General features: G+C 56.1%; 19 protein-coding genes. 13 read left to right on the top strand and 6 right to left on the bottom strand.

The genetic code is table 11. The annotated features are described in order from the left end of the window. Window positions 1-6: 6 nt before the first annotated feature. From phnX to U2949_RS03250, 4 genes are all read left to right on the top strand, one after another. Window positions 7-837 (top strand): phosphonoacetaldehyde hydrolase, encoded by an 831-nt coding sequence (phnX, locus tag U2949_RS03265; protein ID WP_035274674.1) that lies wholly within the window; start codon window positions 7-9, stop codon window positions 835-837. A gap of 37 nt (window positions 838-874) precedes the next feature. After that, complete coding sequence (locus U2949_RS03260; RefSeq protein ID WP_009458898.1) at window positions 875-1,894, top strand: putative 2-aminoethylphosphonate ABC transporter substrate-binding protein; 1,020 nt, start codon at window positions 875-877, stop codon at window positions 1,892-1,894. Next, a complete protein-coding gene (locus tag U2949_RS03255; RefSeq protein ID WP_257722704.1) occupies window positions 1,894-3,024 on the top strand; it encodes a TIGR03364 family FAD-dependent oxidoreductase in 1,131 nt (376 codons plus the stop codon). The genes U2949_RS03260 and U2949_RS03255 overlap by 1 nt, the downstream gene beginning before the upstream one ends. A 325-nt stretch (window positions 3,025-3,349) precedes the next feature. Next, the gene (locus U2949_RS03250) at window positions 3,350-3,892 is read left to right on the top strand and encodes a GNAT family N-acetyltransferase (protein ID WP_321286125.1); all 543 of its coding nucleotides are present in this window, start codon (window positions 3,350-3,352) and stop codon (window positions 3,890-3,892) included. Window positions 3,893-4,058: 166 nt separating this feature from the next. Here the strand turns inward: U2949_RS03250 and U2949_RS03245 are convergent, their stop codons facing one another. Then, window positions 4,059-4,301 carry a hypothetical protein gene (locus U2949_RS03245; RefSeq protein ID WP_321286123.1) on the bottom strand — a complete coding sequence of 81 codons (243 nt, stop codon included), beginning with the start codon at window positions 4,299-4,301 and terminating at the stop codon, window positions 4,059-4,061. Between the two features lie 146 nt (window positions 4,302-4,447). On the opposite strand from U2949_RS03245, the gene U2949_RS03240 reads away from it, so the two are divergent. The 4 genes from U2949_RS03240 to U2949_RS03225 all read left to right on the top strand — a co-directional run bounded on the left by U2949_RS03240 (window position 4,448) and on the right by U2949_RS03225 (window position 6,959). Further along, a complete protein-coding gene (locus U2949_RS03240) occupies window positions 4,448-5,110 on the top strand; it encodes a dienelactone hydrolase family protein (RefSeq protein ID WP_026483463.1) in 663 nt (220 codons plus the stop codon). A gap of 6 nt (window positions 5,111-5,116) precedes the next feature. Further along, complete coding sequence (locus U2949_RS03235) at window positions 5,117-5,341, top strand: DUF3820 family protein (protein ID WP_003799391.1); 225 nt, start codon at window positions 5,117-5,119, stop codon at window positions 5,339-5,341. A 99-nt stretch (window positions 5,342-5,440) separates the two neighbouring features. Further along, on the top strand, window positions 5,441-6,148 hold the full coding sequence (locus U2949_RS03230) for a glutathione binding-like protein (protein ID WP_009458889.1): 708 nt from the start codon (window positions 5,441-5,443) through the stop codon (window positions 6,146-6,148). 319 nt (window positions 6,149-6,467) lie between these two features. Continuing rightward, complete coding sequence (locus U2949_RS03225) at window positions 6,468-6,959, top strand: OsmC family protein (RefSeq protein ID WP_321286120.1); 492 nt, start codon at window positions 6,468-6,470, stop codon at window positions 6,957-6,959. Window positions 6,960-6,965: 6 nt separating this feature from the next. Here U2949_RS03225 and U2949_RS03220 read toward each other — a convergent pair whose 3' ends face one another. After that, a complete protein-coding gene (locus U2949_RS03220; protein ID WP_321286118.1) occupies window positions 6,966-7,832 on the bottom strand; it encodes a pirin family protein in 867 nt (288 codons plus the stop codon). A gap of 79 nt (window positions 7,833-7,911) precedes the next feature. Here U2949_RS03220 and U2949_RS03215 point away from each other — a divergent pair, with 79 nt between their 5' ends. Then, the gene (locus U2949_RS03215; RefSeq protein ID WP_321286114.1) at window positions 7,912-8,559 is read left to right on the top strand and encodes an alpha-ketoglutarate-dependent dioxygenase AlkB; all 648 of its coding nucleotides are present in this window, start codon (window positions 7,912-7,914) and stop codon (window positions 8,557-8,559) included. Window positions 8,560-8,570: 11 nt separating this feature from the next. Here U2949_RS03215 and U2949_RS03210 read toward each other — a convergent pair whose 3' ends face one another. Further along, window positions 8,571-9,359 carry a deaminated glutathione amidase gene (locus tag U2949_RS03210; RefSeq protein WP_026483468.1) on the bottom strand — a complete coding sequence of 263 codons (789 nt, stop codon included), beginning with the start codon at window positions 9,357-9,359 and terminating at the stop codon, window positions 8,571-8,573. Window positions 9,360-10,547: 1,188 nt separating this feature from the next. Here U2949_RS03210 and U2949_RS03205 point away from each other — a divergent pair. Next, window positions 10,548-11,720 carry an MFS transporter gene (locus tag U2949_RS03205; protein ID WP_051316259.1) on the top strand — a complete coding sequence of 391 codons (1,173 nt, stop codon included), beginning with the start codon at window positions 10,548-10,550 and terminating at the stop codon, window positions 11,718-11,720. A 213-nt stretch (window positions 11,721-11,933) separates the two neighbouring features. Here the strand turns inward: U2949_RS03205 and U2949_RS03200 are convergent, their stop codons facing one another. Continuing rightward, window positions 11,934-13,130, bottom strand: a complete 1,197-nt coding sequence (locus U2949_RS03200) for an MFS transporter (RefSeq protein ID WP_257722710.1) — start codon at window positions 13,128-13,130, stop codon at window positions 11,934-11,936. 96 nt (window positions 13,131-13,226) lie between these two features. Between U2949_RS03200 and U2949_RS03195 the strand changes: the two genes are divergently transcribed. The 3 genes from U2949_RS03195 (at window position 13,227) to U2949_RS03185 (ending at window position 15,531) form a co-directional block, all read left to right on the top strand. Then, the gene (locus U2949_RS03195; RefSeq protein ID WP_009458871.1) at window positions 13,227-13,991 is read left to right on the top strand and encodes an AraC family transcriptional regulator; all 765 of its coding nucleotides are present in this window, start codon (window positions 13,227-13,229) and stop codon (window positions 13,989-13,991) included. A gap of 28 nt (window positions 13,992-14,019) precedes the next feature. After that, window positions 14,020-15,222: a benzoate/H(+) symporter BenE family transporter gene (locus tag U2949_RS03190; RefSeq protein ID WP_051316261.1), complete on the top strand. Its 1,203-nt coding sequence runs from the start codon at window positions 14,020-14,022 to the stop codon at window positions 15,220-15,222. 120 nt (window positions 15,223-15,342) lie between these two features. Beyond that, window positions 15,343-15,531, top strand: coding sequence for a DUF3008 family protein (locus U2949_RS03185; RefSeq protein ID WP_009458869.1), 189 nt, complete (start codon window positions 15,343-15,345; stop codon window positions 15,529-15,531). Here the strand turns inward: U2949_RS03185 and U2949_RS03180 are convergent, their stop codons facing one another. Beyond that, a complete protein-coding gene (locus U2949_RS03180) occupies window positions 15,532-16,290 on the bottom strand; it encodes a LamB/YcsF family protein (RefSeq protein ID WP_026483473.1) in 759 nt (252 codons plus the stop codon). Beyond that, complete coding sequence (locus U2949_RS03175) at window positions 16,287-17,228, bottom strand: LysR family transcriptional regulator (protein WP_042481505.1); 942 nt, start codon at window positions 17,226-17,228, stop codon at window positions 16,287-16,289. Before U2949_RS03175 ends, U2949_RS03180 begins: the two co-directional genes overlap by 4 nt. Window positions 17,229-17,290: the final 62 nt, after the last annotated feature.

Genomic DNA, 17,290 nt, shown 5'->3' with positions numbered 1-17,290 from the left:
CTTGATATGCCAAATCACCAGACTCCACGCCTTGAAGCCCTGATTTTTGACTGGGCCGGCACACTGGTGGATTTTGGATCCTTTGCTCCCACCCAGATTCTGGTTGAGGCCTTCAAGTGCTTTGATCTGAATCTGAACCTGGACCAGGCCCGCAGCGCGATGGGCATCGGTAAATGGGATCACATCAAGGCCATGCTGGAGTTGCCTGAAGTGCACGCCCAGTTTGTGGCTCTGCATGAGCGCGAACCCGATGACAGCGATGTAGACCGTATCTACAACACCTTCCTGCCCATGCAGAACGAACGCGTGGGCGAGTTCTCCGCCGCCATTCCCGGTGCCCGCGAAACCTTGTCCTGGGCACGCCGCCAAGGCCTGAAAATTGGTTCCTGCTCCGGCTACCCGCGTCTGGTCCTGGACAACCTGCTGCAACACGCCCACCGCCAACAAGTACTGGTGGACTACCACGTCGCCTTTGACGAAGTCCCGCAAGCGCGCCCCTGGCCTGCCATGGCCCTGGAAAACGTCATTCGCCTGGAAATCAGGAATGTCGGTGCCTGCGTGAAGATTGACGACACCCCGGTCGGCATTGAAGAAGGCCGCAATGCTGGTATGTGGACGGTAGGTTTGCTGCTGTCGGGCAATGCCGCCGGACTGACCGAACTGGAATTTCTGGCTCTGGACGAAGAAAGCCGCCAAACCCTGCGTGATCGCGCCGCGGCCACCTTCGCCAACGCCCAACCGCATTACCTGATCGACACCGTTGCCCAACTGCCTGCCGTGGTTGAACAAATCACCGAGCGGATGGCCCAGGGCGAATGCCCTGGCGACTCTCTCTAACCCCACCCCCCTTTTGCTGTCACAAGGACACTTCTCCATGAAAACCATTGTTCTGAGCTCCTTGGCTGCCGCTTTGATGGGCGCCGCTTCCCTGGCTCAAGCCGCTACGACCTTGACCGTCTACACCGCTCTGGAAGCCGATCAGCTCAAGGCTTACCAGGCTGCTTTCGAGAAAAAGAACCCCGATATCAAGATCCAGTGGGTACGTGACTCCACTGGCATCATTACCGCCAAACTGCTGGCTGAAAAGAACAACCCCAAGGCTGACGCTGTCTGGGGTCTGGCCGGCTCCTCGCTGGGCTTGATGGCCAGCCAGAACATGCTGCAGCCTTACGCCCCGCAGGGTCTGGACAAGATCGACGCAAAAATGCGCGATCAAAACAACCCACCCAGCTGGGTTGGCATGGACGGTTTTGCCGCCGCCCTGTGCGTGAACACCGTTGAGCTGGAAAAGAACAAGCTGCCCATGCCCACGTCCTGGGAAGATCTGACCAAGCCCGAGTACGCTGGCAAGATCGTCATGCCCAATCCCGCTTCTTCGGGCACCGGCTTTCTGGACGTGAGCGCCTGGCTGCAACTGTTTGGTGAAGAAAAAGGCTGGGCCTTCATGGACGGCCTGCACAAGAACATCGGTGCCTACACCCACTCCGGCTCCAAGCCTTGCAATATGGCTGCCGCTGGCGAATACACGATTGGCGTGTCCTTTGACTACCGTGGCGCTCGCCTGAAAGAAGAAGGCGCTCCGCTGGAACTGGTGTTTCCCAAAGAAGGCCTGGGCTGGGAAATTGAAGCCGCTGCCATCATGAAAGGCACCAAGAACCTGGAAGCCGCGCAGAAACTGGCTGACTTTTCCGCCAGCGAAGAAGCCAACCACTTGTACAAGACCAACTTTGCCGTGCTGGCCATCCCTTCTATCGCCACGGCCAACCCGCACCTGCCAGCAGACCTGAACCAGCGTCTGATTGACAACAACTTCGTCTGGGCCGCTGAAAACCGCGAGCGCATCATCGAAGAGTGGACCAAACGTTACGACGGTAAATCGGAAGCCAAGAAGTAATGAGCACACAACACTACGATGTCATCGTGGTGGGGGGCGGCATCCTGGGCATGGCACATGCCTGGGCGGCTGCCCGCCGCAAGCTTAGCGTGGCTGTGCTCGAGCGCAGCCACCAGGCCCAAGGCGCCACCATACGTAATTTCGGTCAGGTACTGGTGACCGGTCAGGCGCCGGGCATAATGATGGAACTGGCACGCCAAAGCCGAGGTCTGTGGCTGGATCTGGCGGCACAAGCGGGCTTTCATGTGCGCAGCAACGGTTCGCTGGTCCTTGCACGCAATCATCTGGAACTGGAACTGCTGGAAGACTTTGCCCAAGGCCGAGCCAAGGACGAAGGCGTGGCCTGCCAGATGCTCAGCGGCAAGGAACTGGCGACACTATTTGAAGGCCGTCTGGGGCATCACCACGGCGCGCTGCAAGGTCTGGATGATTTGCAGATCTACTCGCGCGACGCCCTGCCCGCCATTACCAGCAGCCTGCAAGCCATGGGCGTGGATGTGTATACCCAAGCGCATGTGCACTATGCCCAAGAGGGGCAGGTACACAGCAGCGTGGGCAACTTCACCGCCAACAGCATTTTTGTGTGCCCCGGTCACGACTACAACAGCCTGCATCGCGAACTGCTCGATACCGTCAAACCGTCGGTGACACGTCTGCAAATGCTGAAAGTGCGTGCACAGGACGCAGGCTGGGCCTTGGACCGACCTTTGCTGACAGGTTTGTCCTGCCTGCACTATGGTGCCTTTAGCGATCTGCCTCTGGCAGACACACTGCGCGAGCAAGTACAGCAACGTCATGGCGTCCTGCTGGATCAAGGCATTCATTTGCTGATTAGCCCCACCCCGGACGGGGATCTGATTATTGGTGACTCGCACGACTACGGCCAGCAAGCCAGCCCCTTCAACCAGGAAGAAACAGACCAGTACTTGCTGGCTCTGGCAGAAACCGTGCTGGGTTGCCCGGTGCAGGTGCTGCAACGCTGGCAAGGGGTATACGGTGCAAAGGGCCCGGCTCCATTTTCTGTCTTGCAGGCAGATGGCAGTACGCAAGTGACGGTCATGCACACGGGCTTGGGGATGACCACGGGTCTGGCCATTGGCGAACGCAATATCGCCGCTCGCTACGATTGATTGCTGGACATGGATGCTTAGGCAAGCAGATCCGCCTTGACCTGGACAGCAAGAGTGCAAAAAACGCGCAGCCCACGCTGCGCGTTTTTCTTTTCCTGAAGCACGGGTCTGGATGCCAGAACCCAGGGCTTCAAACCAGGGGGAATCACGGCATTTTCTTAATGGGAATTTCCCATGAGAAACCCAATAGAGTGGAATAAAATACGCCACACGATAGGCCAGAGCGAGCGCTCTTGAGCTGTAGCAATCCATACACCCGGACCGCCAAGTACCTCGTCGCGACTGGCGACGAAGCCCTGGTCTTCCCCCTGACAGGAAAGGATCAATGAAAGACAGCGAAAGCGGCTTGCGTTTTATAGACTGCAATGAAGAGCAGCATGCAGCCGCTATTTTGGCAATTCTGAACGACGCCATCGTGAACTCCACCGCGCTATACGACTATGTGCCACGCCCGCCCGAAGCCATGGTGAGCTGGTTTGCCACCAAACGCGCCAACGGCTTTCCCGTGGTCGGCGTCATTGACGATGCAGGAACCTTGATGGGCTTTGCCAGTTGGGGCACCTTCCGCGCCTTTCCCGCCTACAAATACACCATGGAACACAGTGTCTATGTGCACCCGGAGCACCGCGGCAAAGGGCTGGGCAAGATTCTGATGCAAGAGCTGATCACGCGTGCCCGTCTGGCCAATGTGCATACCCTGGTAGGCTGTATTGATGCCAGCAATGCGGGCAGTATCCATCTGCATCAAAGCCTGGGCTTCACCCATGCGGGCACCTTCAAGGAAGTGGGGTTCAAATTTGGCCGCTGGCTGGATGTCGCCTTCTACTTGCTGACGCTGGATACGCCTGCCAAGCCGGTAGACGGCTGAAGCACAAAAAAAACCCCACGCTACGCTTTCGGCTTGCGCTCCACCTCGCGGCTTGTATGCCGCTAGGATTCGCTAGGGGCGCCGAGCCTTGGGGCGGCCCGGCGACAAAAAAAACCATCGCAGGCAGCACGCCGCGATGGTTTTTCATCAAACGTTTGCTCCTAACTCAGGCGCTGGCTTTCGGCTTTTCGTAGCACACGACAAAGGCGATCAGGCCCAGCACGATGCTGAAAATGCCCACACCGACTGCCACCCCAGCCACCAGACCCAAACCTACTGCAATAAACACACCGGGAAAGGCGTAGTTTCGCAACCAGGAAGGTTTCTTGGGAACAAGAAATAGCCCTAAAAACAAGAACCAGGGCATCACAATCGTCCAGAACAGACTGTCCATTAGCACGTCACGCATCATTATTCCATTGAAGTAGGAGGGGCTTGGGCGAGAGCTAGACACCCCCGCCGTTCTGGGTGGATTGTAAACGTCCTGAGGCTGGCCTCCCAGTACGGGCGACTGTTATAAGAGAGAATTATTGTTTTACAGCTAAAGGACACGCCATGAGTACGCTTAGCTTGACCAGCGCAGACCAGCACCGTTTCGAAGCCTATGCCGCAGGCGATGAACAGGCCGAACGCGGCTTGATCGTGTTGCAGGAAATTTTTGGTGTCAATCAACACATACGCAACACCTGCGAACGCTTTGCCGAGCAAGGCTACCGTGTCCTGTCTCCCGCCCTGTTCGACCGGCAAGAGAAAAATGTAGAGCTGGGCTATACCGCCGAGGATGTGCAAGCAGGTCTGGCACTGCGCAACGGCATTGCCCAGGATGAGACCCTGCTGGATATCCAGGCCTGCGTGGACGCCTTGGGTTCACGCAAGATTGGTATTGTCGGCTATTGCTGGGGTGGCTCCTTGAGCTGGCTGGCCGCCTGCCGCTTGCAAGGCCTGAAAGCCGCCAGTTGCTGGTATGGTTCGCAAATTGCCCAGAACGCCCAGGAACAGCCTAGGATTCCGGTTCAAATGCATTTTGGTGCCCAGGATCACTCCATTCCTGCCAGCGCCATTCAGACGATTAAAGACGCGCAAAAGGATGTGGCCATTTACGTGTACGAACCTGCTGGGCATGGTTTTGGCTGCGATCATCGCCCCGATTTCCACGAAGCGTCCTACAAACTGGCCCAGGAACGTACACTAGCCTTTTTTGCCGAACATCTGCGTTAAGCCCCCATGCTTGAATCCAGCGACGACCTGCTTGCCCTGCTAAATACCACCATGCCTTACGGCAAATACAAAGGTCGCTTGCTGGCCGACCTGCCGGGGCATTATCTGAACTGGTTTGCCCGCGAAGGCTTTCCTTCCGGGAGACTGGGTCAATTGCTGGCCCTGATGCACGAGCTGGATCACAACGGCCTGAAATCCTTGCTGGACCCCTTGCGCCCGCGCAGCCGCTAAGTGGAACAAATACCTTACCAGGCAGCGGGCTGCGGCGGTATGTCACCGTACAGCTTGCTACTATCAAGACTTCCTCTACACCCCATTGTGAAGGACGTCATGACAATCGATCTCTCCGCATTCCCCATCACCGGCAAATGGCCGGCCCAGCACCCCGAACGCCTGCAACTGTATTCCTTGCCTACTCCCAACGGCGTCAAGGTATCCATCATGCTGGAAGAAATTGGCCTGCCTTACGAGCCGCATCTGGTCAGCTTTGAGCGCAACGATCAGCTCAGCCCGGAATTTATTTCGCTCAGCAGCAACAACAAGATCCCGGCAATTCTGGACCCCAATGGCCCCGGCAATAAGCCGCTGGCCTTGTTCGAGTCCGGTGCCATCCTGATCTACCTGGCAGAAAAAACCGGCCAGTTGCTCTCCGCAGACCCGGCCCAACGCTATGAAACCCTGCAATGGCTGATGTTCCAGATGGGTGGCGTAGGCCCCATGTTTGGTCAGCTGGGCTTCTTCCACAAATTTGCTGGCAAGGACTTTGAAGACAAGCGCCCCCGCGACCGCTATGTCAACGAATCCAAGCGCCTGCTGGGCGTGATCGACAAGCATCTGGACGGCAAGGACTGGATGGTGGGCAACAGCTACTCCATCGCCGATATTGCCCTGTTCCCCTGGATTGCCAACCTGATCGGTTTTTATGGCGCAGGCGAGCTGGTGGAGTACGAGCAGTTCAAGAATGTGGCCCGTGTTCTGGCCCAGTTTCAGGCCCGCCCGGCAGTACAACGCGGCTTGAACATTCCTGCCCGTGATTGATGGATAAGCAGCGCCAATCAATGCTTATAAGCCAATTTGCAATAGCCCTGCTATCAAACTGGTCTTGTTTGTTTCGCTTGGCGCCAGTCCGTACAATTGGCCTCCTAAACATTCTGCGCAAGCGGTATTATTCCGTTTGCCCGGCTTGCTCATCAATCAAAAAACCAGTCTGCTCATAGAGCGGATACAGGCAAATCCACCAGCCTGATGAGCAAGCCTTCAAAGCCCTGGATTCTTTCCAGGGCTTTTTTTTGTTTGTACAATTTGGCGCCCCCGCTGCTACTCTTTTTGCTCCTTGCCACTTTGCCTGAGCAGAGCCATGAAAACGCACCACTATGAACTGTTGATCAGTTGGACCGGCAACACCGGAAGCGGCACCCGCACCCTTCGCTCCTACTCACGTAACCACGACGTGATGGCAGTTGGCCTGGAGACCATTGCTGCCTCCTCAGACCCTGCCTTTCGAGGCGACCCAGCCCGCTGGAACCCAGAGCAGCTTTTCCTGGCATCGATTGCTCAGTGTCATATGCTTTGGTACCTGGGAATAGCGGCAGAAGCCGGCATTGTGGTCACGGCCTATGAAGACCACCCTACCGGCATCATGATTGAAGAGGCCAACGGGGCTGGGCAATTCGAGAGTGTTACCTTGCGCCCCTTCGTCACGATCACACCGGACAGTGACCTTGCCTTGTCCAAATCGCTTCACGATCGCGTAGGTGAATACTGCTTTATTGCCCGCTCCATCAACACTCCGATTCACCATGAGGTCACGGTCCACGTGCAAGGTCAAGCACCTCCACCATCGACGTAAAGAGCATTACACCGCAGGTAAAGGGATAAACTGCTCATCGTCCAGTGGTGGCAGGCTGATGCGGCCATTGAGCCAATCGTCCTTCGCCTGCTCGATACGGTCCTTGCGCGAGGACACAAAGTTCCACCAGATATGGCGTGGTCCCAAAGGCTCGCCGCCCAGCAGCATCAAATGACTGTTTTGCTCGGCAAGGATGCGAGGGCTGTCGCCTTTCGCGAAGACCAGCATCTGACCGGCTCGATAGCGTTGACCGCCTACCTCCAACCCGCCCGTACAGATATAAATGGCGCGCTCTTCATGGCCGGTTGGCAAGGGGACAGACTGGCCCGCTTGTACGCGTAGTTCCATATAGAACAAGGGTGAGGCCACACTGGCAGGACTGCACAGGCCCAGCGCCGATCCGGCTATCAGGCGACCTTCCAGGCCCGTGTCCTGAATCAAAGGCAGTTGTTCGGCTTCGTAATGCACGAAATCCGGGTTCTGCTCTTCCCTGTGTTCCGGCAAAGCCACCCAGGCCTGAATGCCATCCATACGGCCTCCTTGGGTACGCATGGGCTCAAAGCGCTCGGAATGGCTGATGCCTGAACCAGCGGTCATCCAGTTCAAGGCGCCGGGCGTAATCTCTTGCTCCACCCCCAGGCTGTCGCGGTGTGTCATGGCACCTTCAAACAAATAGGTAACGGTAGACAGGCCGATATGCGGGTGTGGCAGCACATCGTTTTCTGTCCCTACAGGTGCCGTCAGCTCTTGTGGCCCCATACGATCAAAGAAGATAAAAGGCCCCACCATACGTCGTTGGCGAAAGGGCAGAACGCGCCCCACTTCAAATGCACCAATACTGTGTTGACGTTGTGGAATAAGCAGCTCGACCATAGACACCTCTACTGGGAAGTCGCAAAAATACAATCCCGATTACTATACTCTGGTCCCTGATTTATTCGCCCTATCGCGCATGTCCACGCTCTCCCTCTTTGATCCCGTTCCCGGCAAGGTCCTGACTCTGAATACCGGCCTGATCGCCCTTCCGGGGCTGGCCCTGCCCTATGCCGCCAGCTTGGCACAGGCGGTTCAAGAACTGGTGCATAGCGCTCCTTGGCGGCATATGCAGGTTCCCTCAGGGCATCGTATGTCGGCCGCACAAAGCAGTTGTGGTGATCTGGGATGGATATCGGACGAACACGGCTACCGTTACAGCCCCACGGACCCGCAAAGCGGTTTGGCCTGGCCCGCCATGCCTGCTGTATTCAAGGACTTGATAGCGCACATTGCCCAGGAGTCGGGCCAGGGCCCTTTGCAACCCGATACCTGTCTGATCAATTACTACGACGAGCAAGCCCATATGTCCTTGCATCAGGACAGAAACGAGCGCAACTTGCAGCACCCGATTGTCTCGGTCTCCCTGGGACGTGAGGCCTTGTTTTTATGGGGCGGCGCAAAACGCAGCGACCCGGTGCGTACCCTGCGACTGCGCGATGGTGATGTGCTGGTCTGGTGGGGGCCATCCAGATTGAATTTCCATGGGGTACGCAGACTGGAGGGCCCGGCCCATCCGCTATGGGGCACAGGCCGGGTCAATCTGACATTCAGAAAAGCAGGCTGAACCCCGCTAGATCAGCCCAGTTCGGGCGGAGCAAAGCGACGGTTTTCCAGTACGGGCAAAATGCGGCGGGCATACGCCAAACGCTCCCGATCCAGATCAACCAACAGTAAAGTGGGAGTTTCTGCCGCCTGGGCCACGATCACACCCAAGGGATCCACCACCAGACTTTGGCCAATATTGCGTTCACCACATTCACCGACGGCCACCATATAGGCCGTATTTTCCAAAGCGCGAGCCGTCGTCAGCACACGCCAGTGGTGTTCCTTCAAGGGTCCTTTCAGCCAGGCCGACGGCGCCAGCAAGACTTGCGCCCCATCCACGCACAAGCGTCGGGCCAGCTCAGGAAAGCGCAGGTCGTAGCAAGTCATCAAACCTACTTTGAAACCGGCCACATCAATCAAGGCGGGGATTTCTGTACCTGGCTGTACATAGCGTGATTCTTGTACCGAGAAGGCATCGTACAAATGAAGCTTGTTGTAATGCGCCAGAACCTGGCCATCGCGCAGCACCACCAAGGTGTTCCAAACCTTGCCTTCTCCGGCCGGGGTATGAATGCAGAACACCACGGTTAAATCAGTATCACGGGTGGCAGCGCTCAGTCGGCTGACAAACTCCCCATCCAGGGCTTGTGCGGATTTCAGGACCACTTCAGGGTCGGCCACATTTCTGGCCAGCACACCTTCAGGCAAAACCAGTAACTGCGCGCCGGAGCGCAAGGCTTGTTCAATCAAACCCAGGCAAGCGCTCAGGTTTTCCTGCGAGTCTTTGGATACGGCCATCTGGCCCAATGCAACTTTCATGACCACCTCCTTTGCGGTGCTGCCTAAGTGATTCTAACGCAGCCAACTGCCTAGGCCAGCCAGCAAACAAAGCAGAGAAACTGATCACCAGGCGGTCAGAGATCAAAGCACACCCGTCGTTCAACCCCAACAGATGAGCTTCTCATTTCCCCACTTCCCATCATGTAAAAATTCGGACACAAACTGCAATTAAAAATAAATTTTAATCAGGTCAACACCTTGAATGCGTTTAACCACGCTAAACACCCGAATCAAATCAAAGGATATTTCTACCCCAACAGACAGGCAATTAAGCGATCAATCTCTGAAACAAAGCGCCATCTGCATAGCAGCAAACCCAAGCATCAACACAATCAGTTTGAGCTGTCTATTTTGCCTGGGCAGTTCAATCCTATTTATCCCTATTAGCTCGAAACTCAATTGAGTTCGAGTTTTAAGATCAGCTTTAATCAGCAGATATATGATAATGAGATATAAATAACTCTTATATTTGCAATATCACAAACAATATGCAAATCGGCAAAAATGATTCTTTTATTAAGCCGGACAAAATCACATGGAACTTGCAAAGCAACTTCCTTAACCTACCAAACTGCTCTGCAAAGATCCATTATTTATAAGGGTAGAATTCCATTTTAAATATGACCGGACATAATCAAAAAAGCGGAATCAGGATTAAATAAAAACAAATTAAAACTGGATAAAAACGAGCCAAAAATAATGGGCCAGGTGCTAAGCAGCACCGGCCCATTCATGAATTATTTCTGCAACTACACGTCGCCCGACAGGGCCACCCATCAAGCTGGCAAGCCGCTTTGGCATTGGACTTTCAATGCACTAATGATTGAAATCCAAAATAATCAGAATAAAAAAAACCCCCGATTTCTTGCAAAATCAGGGGAAAGCTACCACAGGAAAATGATTGGATACAAAACACCCAATACCGAGATTCTATATAAAAAACTAAAAAAAATCTGCATACGTTGTTTAGGGCTGACGCTATAGCTTGATAAATTATTTTGTGCTAGGACGTAATAAAAATTAAAAACTTAAAAAAACCTTCAATTCCCTACAGTTACATGACCCTATTGCGTCCTTAGAAATCTTGAGCCTTGCCCCATGACTGCGCGACAATAAGGCCTCTTACGGGTTGGGCACACTGCCCTTCTTGATTCTCAGGCGTTTATCTTGTCTTCTTCACACTCTTCCTTATCCTCCCGCCAAGTTTTACTGGCCATTCTGGCCTTGGCTGTGGGTGGTTTTTCCATCGGCACCGGCGAATTTGTCATCATGGGTTTGCTACCCGATGTCGCCCAGGATCTGGGTATCGATATTCCCACCGCGGGCCACTTGATCAGCGCTTACGCTTTAGGCGTGGTGATCGGCGCTCCGGTACTGGCCGTGCTGGGCGCACGCTGGCCCTGGCGCCGTCTGTTGATTGCCTTGATGGGCGCGTATGCCGTGGGCAATTTCCTGACCGTGATCGCCCCCAGCTATGAAACCGTATTGATCACCCGCTTTCTGGCCGGCTTTCCGCATGGCACCTACTTTGGTGTTGCCGCCCTGGTAGCCGCTCGTCTGGTGCCGCCGCATCGCCGCGCACAGGCCGTGGCCTACGTCATGCTGGGTCTGACAGTCGCTACCTTACTGGGCGTACCCATTGCTACCACCTTGGGACAATGGCTGAGCTGGCAGGCGGCCTTTACTTTCGTCAGCCTGATCGCCTTGCTGACCATGGGACTGGTACTGCGCTTTGTGCCCTTCATCCCCGCCAATACGCTGGCCAGCCCCTTGCGCGAACTGGGGGCCCTGAAGCGCAAGCAAGTCTGGTTGACGCTGGGCATAGGCGCAATTGGTTTTGGTGGCATGTTTTCGGTGTTCAGCTACGTAAAATCCACCTTGATGGAACTGGCGGGCCTGTCGGTCAGCGCCATCCCTGTCGTGCTGGCCTTGTTTGGCGTTGGCATGGTGCTGGGCAATTTGCTGGGCGCCCGCTATGCGGACCGCTACCTGGATCGCAGCATTCGCCTGGTTCTGATCTGGGCTACCGGCGTGCTCTTGCTGTTCATGATCACGGCCCACCACCCTATTCTTGGCCCCTTGAACATTATGCTGATCGGCACCCTGGTGGCCTTGGGCCCCGCTTTGCAGATTCGCTTGATGGATGTGGCGGGTGATGCACAGACGCTGGCGGCTGCGCTGAATCACTCGGCTTTCAATATGGCCAATGCGCTAGGTGCATGGTTGGGTGGTTTGACGATTGCCGCTGGCTGGGGCTGGACTTCGACCGCCTGGGTAGGTGCCTTGCTGGCCTTGGGTGGCCTGGCCTTGCACACCATTTCGCTGCGCATTAAAGAATAGTCAGACCTCAGAACGGGTGACTCGGAGCAGGCAATTTTGTCGTAGGCGACAGACGCTGAACACAGGAATAGCCTTTGCAAAACTGAACTCTGCCAGTAACCCAAAAAAACAAAACGGCCTGTAAGTGGATGCCCCTAAGGGTATTTCAATTACAGGCCGCTTTCGTTTGGCCCTCTCTCGAAGGTCCGACTACCTGGCTTTCAGCAATTCAGCTCAGGCTTTGCTTGCTGCTGCGGGGCGAGCCGCCAACCAACCGGCGTAGCCCATTCCAAAGCTGACCAGAATGCACAAGCCCAAGGCCCAGCCCCAGCTATTGAACAGGTCATGCAAACCGCCCATGGCGGGAGGCCCAAACGCGGCCAGCAAATAGCCCATGCACTGTGCCATACCCGACAGGGACGCCGCCTGCGAGGTAGACGTAGAACGTACCCCAATCAAGGCCAAGGCAATCAGGAAAACGCTGCCACTACCAAAGCCAAACAGCACCGCCCACAACAAGGACCAGGACGGCAAGACCAGAAAACCCAAAAAGGTCAGGGTCTGCAGCAAGGCACCCGCCAAGGCCACCGCACGCTGGTCGTGCACACGGCTCAACACGGGCATCAGCAGCAAGGCCGGTACGGCGGTAGCCAACTGCATCAAACCATGAATCTGGCCCGCATGATCCGGCTCGAAGCCATAGTTCACCAACATCACCGGCAACCAGCTGGCAATCATGTAGTAAGCCACCGAGTTCAAACCCATATACAGGGTGATATGCCAGGCCAGGGGTAAACGCCACACCGAGGAGCTGGTCGCCGCGCCAGCAGGTGCATTTTGTGCCGCACGTCGATCCGCTCCCAACTGGGTAGCCCAGACAACTACGCTAGCCAATGCCATCACACCGACCACCATCAAGGACGACCAGCGCCAGCTTTGGCCTGTCCACTCCGCCATAGGGACCGCCATCGCGGAGTTGAACGCCGCGACCAGACCCATGAACAAAACGTACAGCGACGTTACAAAACTGATACGCATGGGGAAATGGCGTTTCACCAGAGAAGGCAACAGCACATTACCCAAGGCAATCCCGACAGCCAACAAACCGATACCGGCAAACAGCTCTATCGTGCCGCCCAGGATACGTACCACCACACCTACCGCAATCAGTACGGAAGCAATAAACAGGGAACGGGACAAGCCCACCACCCGCGCCATGGAGGCGGCCAGCAGGGAGATCACCGCAAAAATGAACAAGGGCATGGCGGTCAGCAAGCCAGCCTGCGTGGACGACAGAGACAGATCTGCCTGGATCAGCTCCAGCAAGGGGGCGATACCCGTGATCGGGGCTCGCAGATTGCCGGCAATCAGCAAGACACCAATCAACACCAGTAAGGGGTGAGAGAGCCAGGAGAGTCGAGAGAGGGACATGAAATGTAGCCAGTAGGTGAAAACCCTACTCTATCCTGTTTCGATGCCGACGCAAACAGGATATTATGACAACTTATACCTCAAACCAGACAAAGCATGAGTTTTAGCTCCAATCCGCAAGGCGGGCCTATTTTCAGCATCAAGATGGCGATGGGCAGCAATACTGAAAATCCATTGCATACCCATCCCAATGGACAGCTGATCATGACGCAATATGGCTCCGTCACCCTGCAAACCGACCAGGGCTACTGGATGGTGCCGCCGCTGTGCGCCGTCTGGGTGCCGGTGGGTATCCGTCACCGTGCCCGCGCCGACGATCAGGCCCTGATTCATTTCCTGTACATACAGCCCGGTCTGGATGAACTGCCCGATCACTGCAGCACCCTGGACCTGAGCCCCATGGTGCGCGAGATGATCATTCATTTAAGTGATCTGAATCCCCATTACGAGCCGGGCAGCCAGACACATCGCCTGGCACTGGTGCTGCTGGAAACCTTGAATCAAATGCCCACCCGTCAGCTGCATGTGCCGGTGCCCGAGGACAAAGTTCTGCAAACGATTGCGCAACATATGCTGCAACAGCCCGACTCGCGCCCTACGATGGCTGACTGGGCAAAAGAACTGGCCATGAGTGAGCGCACCCTGGCCCGACATATGCTAAAACACACAGGGATGAGCTTCGGGCGCTGGCGGCAACAATTCATGATTATGCTGGCCCTGCAAAAACTGGGTTCGGGAATGTCCGTAAAGAGTACAGCCAGGGAACTGGGTTACACCTCTATCAGTGCCTTTATTACCGTTTTCAAATCTATTTTGGGCGAAACCCCCAGCCGTTACTTGAGCCAAACCCATTCTTCTTAAGTCCCTACTACCCTCACCACACGCATCCATGTCTTCCACACACCTGTCCCGCCCCGGATATCTGCAGCGCTTATTGAGTTGGTTCCAGATTTCTCACATGTCGGCGGGGCTGATTGCCGTGCTGGTGGGCTACACAAGTTCTGCTGCCATTGTTTTTCAGGCCGCTCAAGCGGCCGGTGCCAACACCGCCGAGCTCGGCTCCTGGATGTGGTCTTTGGGTATTGGTCTGGGCCTGTTGTCGGCAGGTCTGTCGCTGCGCTACAAGATTCCAATTCTGACTGCCTGGTCCACACCTGGCGCAGCGCTGCTGGCCACAGGTCTGGTGGGCCTGCCCATGTCCCAGGCCGTGGGCATTTTCCTGTTTTCATCCTTGCTGACCACTATTTGTGGTCTTAGCGGCAGCTTTCAGAAGTTGATGCAGTACATGCCGCGTAGCATTGCCGGTGCCATGCTGGGCGGCATCTTGCTGCGCTTTGGCCTGGACCTGTTTGGTGCCATGCAGACTCAATGGCTGCTGTGCCTGAGCATGTTCATTGTGTTCCTGGTGGTGCGCCAATGGTCGCCCCGCTACGCCGTGCCGCTGGCACTGGTGGCCGGTGTCACGATTGCTGCCATGCAAGGTTTGCTGAAAATGGAAATTCTGAGCTGGACACCCGCCACGCCGGTGCTGGTCTGGCCCGAGTTTTCCTGGACGGCACTCATTGGTGTCGGCATTCCCTTTTTCATCGTCACCATGAGCTCGCAGAACATTCCGGGCGTGGCTGTATTGAAGGCGCATAACTACGATGCGCCCAACTCCACCGTCATTAGCTGGACCGGGATTGTGGGCCTGATCTTTGGCCCCTTCGGTGGCTATGCCTACAACCTGGCCGCCATTAGTGCCGCCCTGTGCATGACTCCGGAAGTGGATGCAGACCCGCGTCAGCGCTATCGCGCCAGTGTCTGGGCCGGGATTTTCTATTTTGCCGCCGGTATCTTTGGTGCCACCGTGGTCAGCCTGTTTGCCGCCTTCCCAACCGAGTTGATTGCTGCCATTGCCGGTCTGGCCTTGCTGGGCACCATAGGCAATAGCATTCACATGGCGCTTGAAGCCCCAGACACCCGTGACGCCGCCCTGGTCACCTTTCTGACCACCGCGTCAGGCATGAGTCTGCTCAATATCGGCAGCGCCTTCTGGGGTCTGGTTTTTGGTATGGCTATATATCTGATTCAGAAACGAAAAGTGTCCTGATCCGGCTATCCCCCCGGCGTCTGTTCAAGACGGCAAACAAGCCTCACATTTGCTTGCTTTGCCGTCTTTTTCATTTGGCACACTAAAGGCGTGACCACTTTTCTTTAACGGAGGTGCTTCATGCCTGCTTTATCTCAAGCCCAACAAAAAGCTGCCGGTGCAGCCTTGTCCGCCAAACGCGGGGAAACTCCCGTAGCCAGTCTGAAAGGCGCATCGCTGGAAATGTACAACACCATGAGTACCAAGGAGCTGGAAGAACTGGCCAGCACTGATACCGCGCGCCGCAACCTGCCTGAACACAAGGAGTAATCAGACAGCTTGAACGCGCACGCCGCTTTGCTCGAAGGCTTGATGCAAACGCTGCGCAAATTCGGCCGCCCCCGCCTGATCCCCATGCAGGCACAAGGTATCGGCAGACAAAGGCACCGTTTTACCCGACAGACTGGTAACGGTGCCTTGCTCTATCATCTGCATCACTTGCTGCACGGACTGATCGGCATCGGTAATCATGGCGCCAGCTTGCTGACGAGGGGTCAGGCTGCCATCGTCCTGATAGCTGCGATCGGCAAACACCTCTTGAGCCACCGTCAAACCCGCCTCACGACCGGCCTGCACTTGCACACTGCCTGCCAGCGCATACAGAATCAGGCTGCGATCAATATCGGCCACAGCTTGGGCAATGGCTTTTGCCAAGGCCCCATCACGGGCGGCCATATTGTAAAGAGCCCCATGTGCCTTGACGTGATGCAAAGCAGCACCCTGGGTGCGTGCAACGGCAGCCAGGGCTCCCACCTGCACCACCACCATGTCATACACCTGCTCGGGGGTAACCGCCATCACCCGGCGACCAAAACCAGCCAGATCCGGCAGGCCGGGATGTGCGCCCAGTTTCACGCCATGCTTTAGGGCCAGGGCCACCGTCTGACGCATGGTGCCCGGATCTCCGGCATGAAAGCCACAGGCGATATTTACCGACGTCACCCACGGAATCACCTGCTCGTCATGGCCCATGACCCAGGGGCCAAAGCTCTCGCCCATGTCGCAGTTCAAATCAATACTCAAGCTCATGGAGTTCCCTCTGATAATCCATCCAACCTGCCTGCGGCCTGGGCAATGCAACGCCGGAACCACAGCAGTTCTGCCGCATTATGCGTGCGCGGATGCCACAGCTGGTAAAAACGCATCAGCGGAAAATGAACCGGACAAGGCAACACGGTAATTGGCAGAATGCGGGCATAGTACTCGGCAAACTGACGGTTAGTGGTAAATACCATGTCCGTGCGGCTCAAAATACCGGGCACCAGGCCGAAATACGGCACCACCATCTGTACCTGACGGCTGATGCCCTGCTCGGCCAGGCAGCCGTCAATAAAGCCGCGCTTGTCGGTCACGTGGGCAGACGGAGCCAGATGGGGCATTTCCAGATAGTGCTGCAAAGACAACCCGCGCTGCGCGAGCGGGTGATGGCGGCCCAGCATACAGACCACCTCGTCATCAAACAGACGCGCCAGGTGCAGCTTTTCCGGCGGCTCCAGCCAGTTGCCGATCACCACATCCAGCTCGCCCTCCTCCAGGGCCTGCACGTAGTCCAGATCGGGATTGATGGTATGAACCACCAAGCGGGCCTGGGGCGCCTGACGACGCACCCGCTCCGCAATATCCGGGATAAAGGCCCCGTCCAGATAGTCCGGTGCTCCCAGGTTGAAAACCCGGGTAGACTGACTGGGATCCATGGGTTCCGCGGTAGCAGAAATTCGCTCGATCGCTTGCAGGGCTTCCGTGGCATGTGCCAGCAAAAAGGGGCCGCGCTCGGTAGGCACCATTCCCTTTTTACCGCGCAACAAAATCGGATCGCCCGTGATTTCGCGCAAGCGCCGCAGGGCATTGCTAACGGCTGGCTGGGACATGCCCAAGCGGATAGCCGTACGCGAGACGCTGTGCTCCTTGAGCAGCGACTGCAATACCCGCAGCAAATGCAGGTCTAGTTGTTCTCGTAATTTTGGCATGGTTTAAATAATACAAGCGCTGGCCCGCCTCGTTGATCGGTGTAGACACTCATACGCCTATA

Source organism: Alcaligenes phenolicus, assembly GCF_032063905.1.
Lineage (GTDB): Bacteria > Pseudomonadota > Gammaproteobacteria > Burkholderiales > Burkholderiaceae_B > Alcaligenes > Alcaligenes phenolicus.
The sequence above is the reverse complement of the archived record's forward strand: the minus strand, read 5'-3'. Positions and strand labels throughout refer to the sequence as shown.

Excerpts from the sequence above, each read along its gene's own strand:
- phnX (WP_035274674.1), top strand. The coding sequence starts at position 7 with ATGCCAAATCACCAGACTCCACGCCTTGAAGCCCTGATTTTTGACTGG.
- U2949_RS03260 (WP_009458898.1), top strand. The coding sequence starts at position 875 with ATGAAAACCATTGTTCTGAGCTCCTTGGCTGCCGCTTTGATGGGCGCC.
- U2949_RS03255 (WP_257722704.1), top strand. The coding sequence starts at position 1,894 with ATGAGCACACAACACTACGATGTCATCGTGGTGGGGGGCGGCATCCTG.
- U2949_RS03250 (WP_321286125.1), top strand. The coding sequence starts at position 3,350 with ATGAAAGACAGCGAAAGCGGCTTGCGTTTTATAGACTGCAATGAAGAG.
- U2949_RS03245 (WP_321286123.1), bottom strand. The coding sequence starts at position 4,301 with ATGCGTGACGTGCTAATGGACAGTCTGTTCTGGACGATTGTGATGCCC.
- U2949_RS03240 (WP_026483463.1), top strand. The coding sequence starts at position 4,448 with ATGAGTACGCTTAGCTTGACCAGCGCAGACCAGCACCGTTTCGAAGCC.
- U2949_RS03235 (WP_003799391.1), top strand. The coding sequence starts at position 5,117 with ATGCTTGAATCCAGCGACGACCTGCTTGCCCTGCTAAATACCACCATG.
- U2949_RS03230 (WP_009458889.1), top strand. The coding sequence starts at position 5,441 with ATGACAATCGATCTCTCCGCATTCCCCATCACCGGCAAATGGCCGGCC.
- U2949_RS03225 (WP_321286120.1), top strand. The coding sequence starts at position 6,468 with ATGAAAACGCACCACTATGAACTGTTGATCAGTTGGACCGGCAACACC.
- U2949_RS03220 (WP_321286118.1), bottom strand. The coding sequence starts at position 7,832 with ATGGTCGAGCTGCTTATTCCACAACGTCAACACAGTATTGGTGCATTT.
- U2949_RS03215 (WP_321286114.1), top strand. The coding sequence starts at position 7,912 with ATGTCCACGCTCTCCCTCTTTGATCCCGTTCCCGGCAAGGTCCTGACT.
- U2949_RS03210 (WP_026483468.1), bottom strand. The coding sequence starts at position 9,359 with ATGAAAGTTGCATTGGGCCAGATGGCCGTATCCAAAGACTCGCAGGAA.
- U2949_RS03200 (WP_257722710.1), bottom strand. The coding sequence starts at position 13,130 with ATGTCCCTCTCTCGACTCTCCTGGCTCTCTCACCCCTTACTGGTGTTG.
- U2949_RS03195 (WP_009458871.1), top strand. The coding sequence starts at position 13,227 with ATGAGTTTTAGCTCCAATCCGCAAGGCGGGCCTATTTTCAGCATCAAG.
- U2949_RS03190 (WP_051316261.1), top strand. The coding sequence starts at position 14,020 with ATGTCTTCCACACACCTGTCCCGCCCCGGATATCTGCAGCGCTTATTG.
- U2949_RS03185 (WP_009458869.1), top strand. The coding sequence starts at position 15,343 with ATGCCTGCTTTATCTCAAGCCCAACAAAAAGCTGCCGGTGCAGCCTTG.
- U2949_RS03180 (WP_026483473.1), bottom strand. The coding sequence starts at position 16,290 with ATGAGCTTGAGTATTGATTTGAACTGCGACATGGGCGAGAGCTTTGGC.
- U2949_RS03175 (WP_042481505.1), bottom strand. The coding sequence starts at position 17,228 with ATGCCAAAATTACGAGAACAACTAGACCTGCATTTGCTGCGGGTATTG.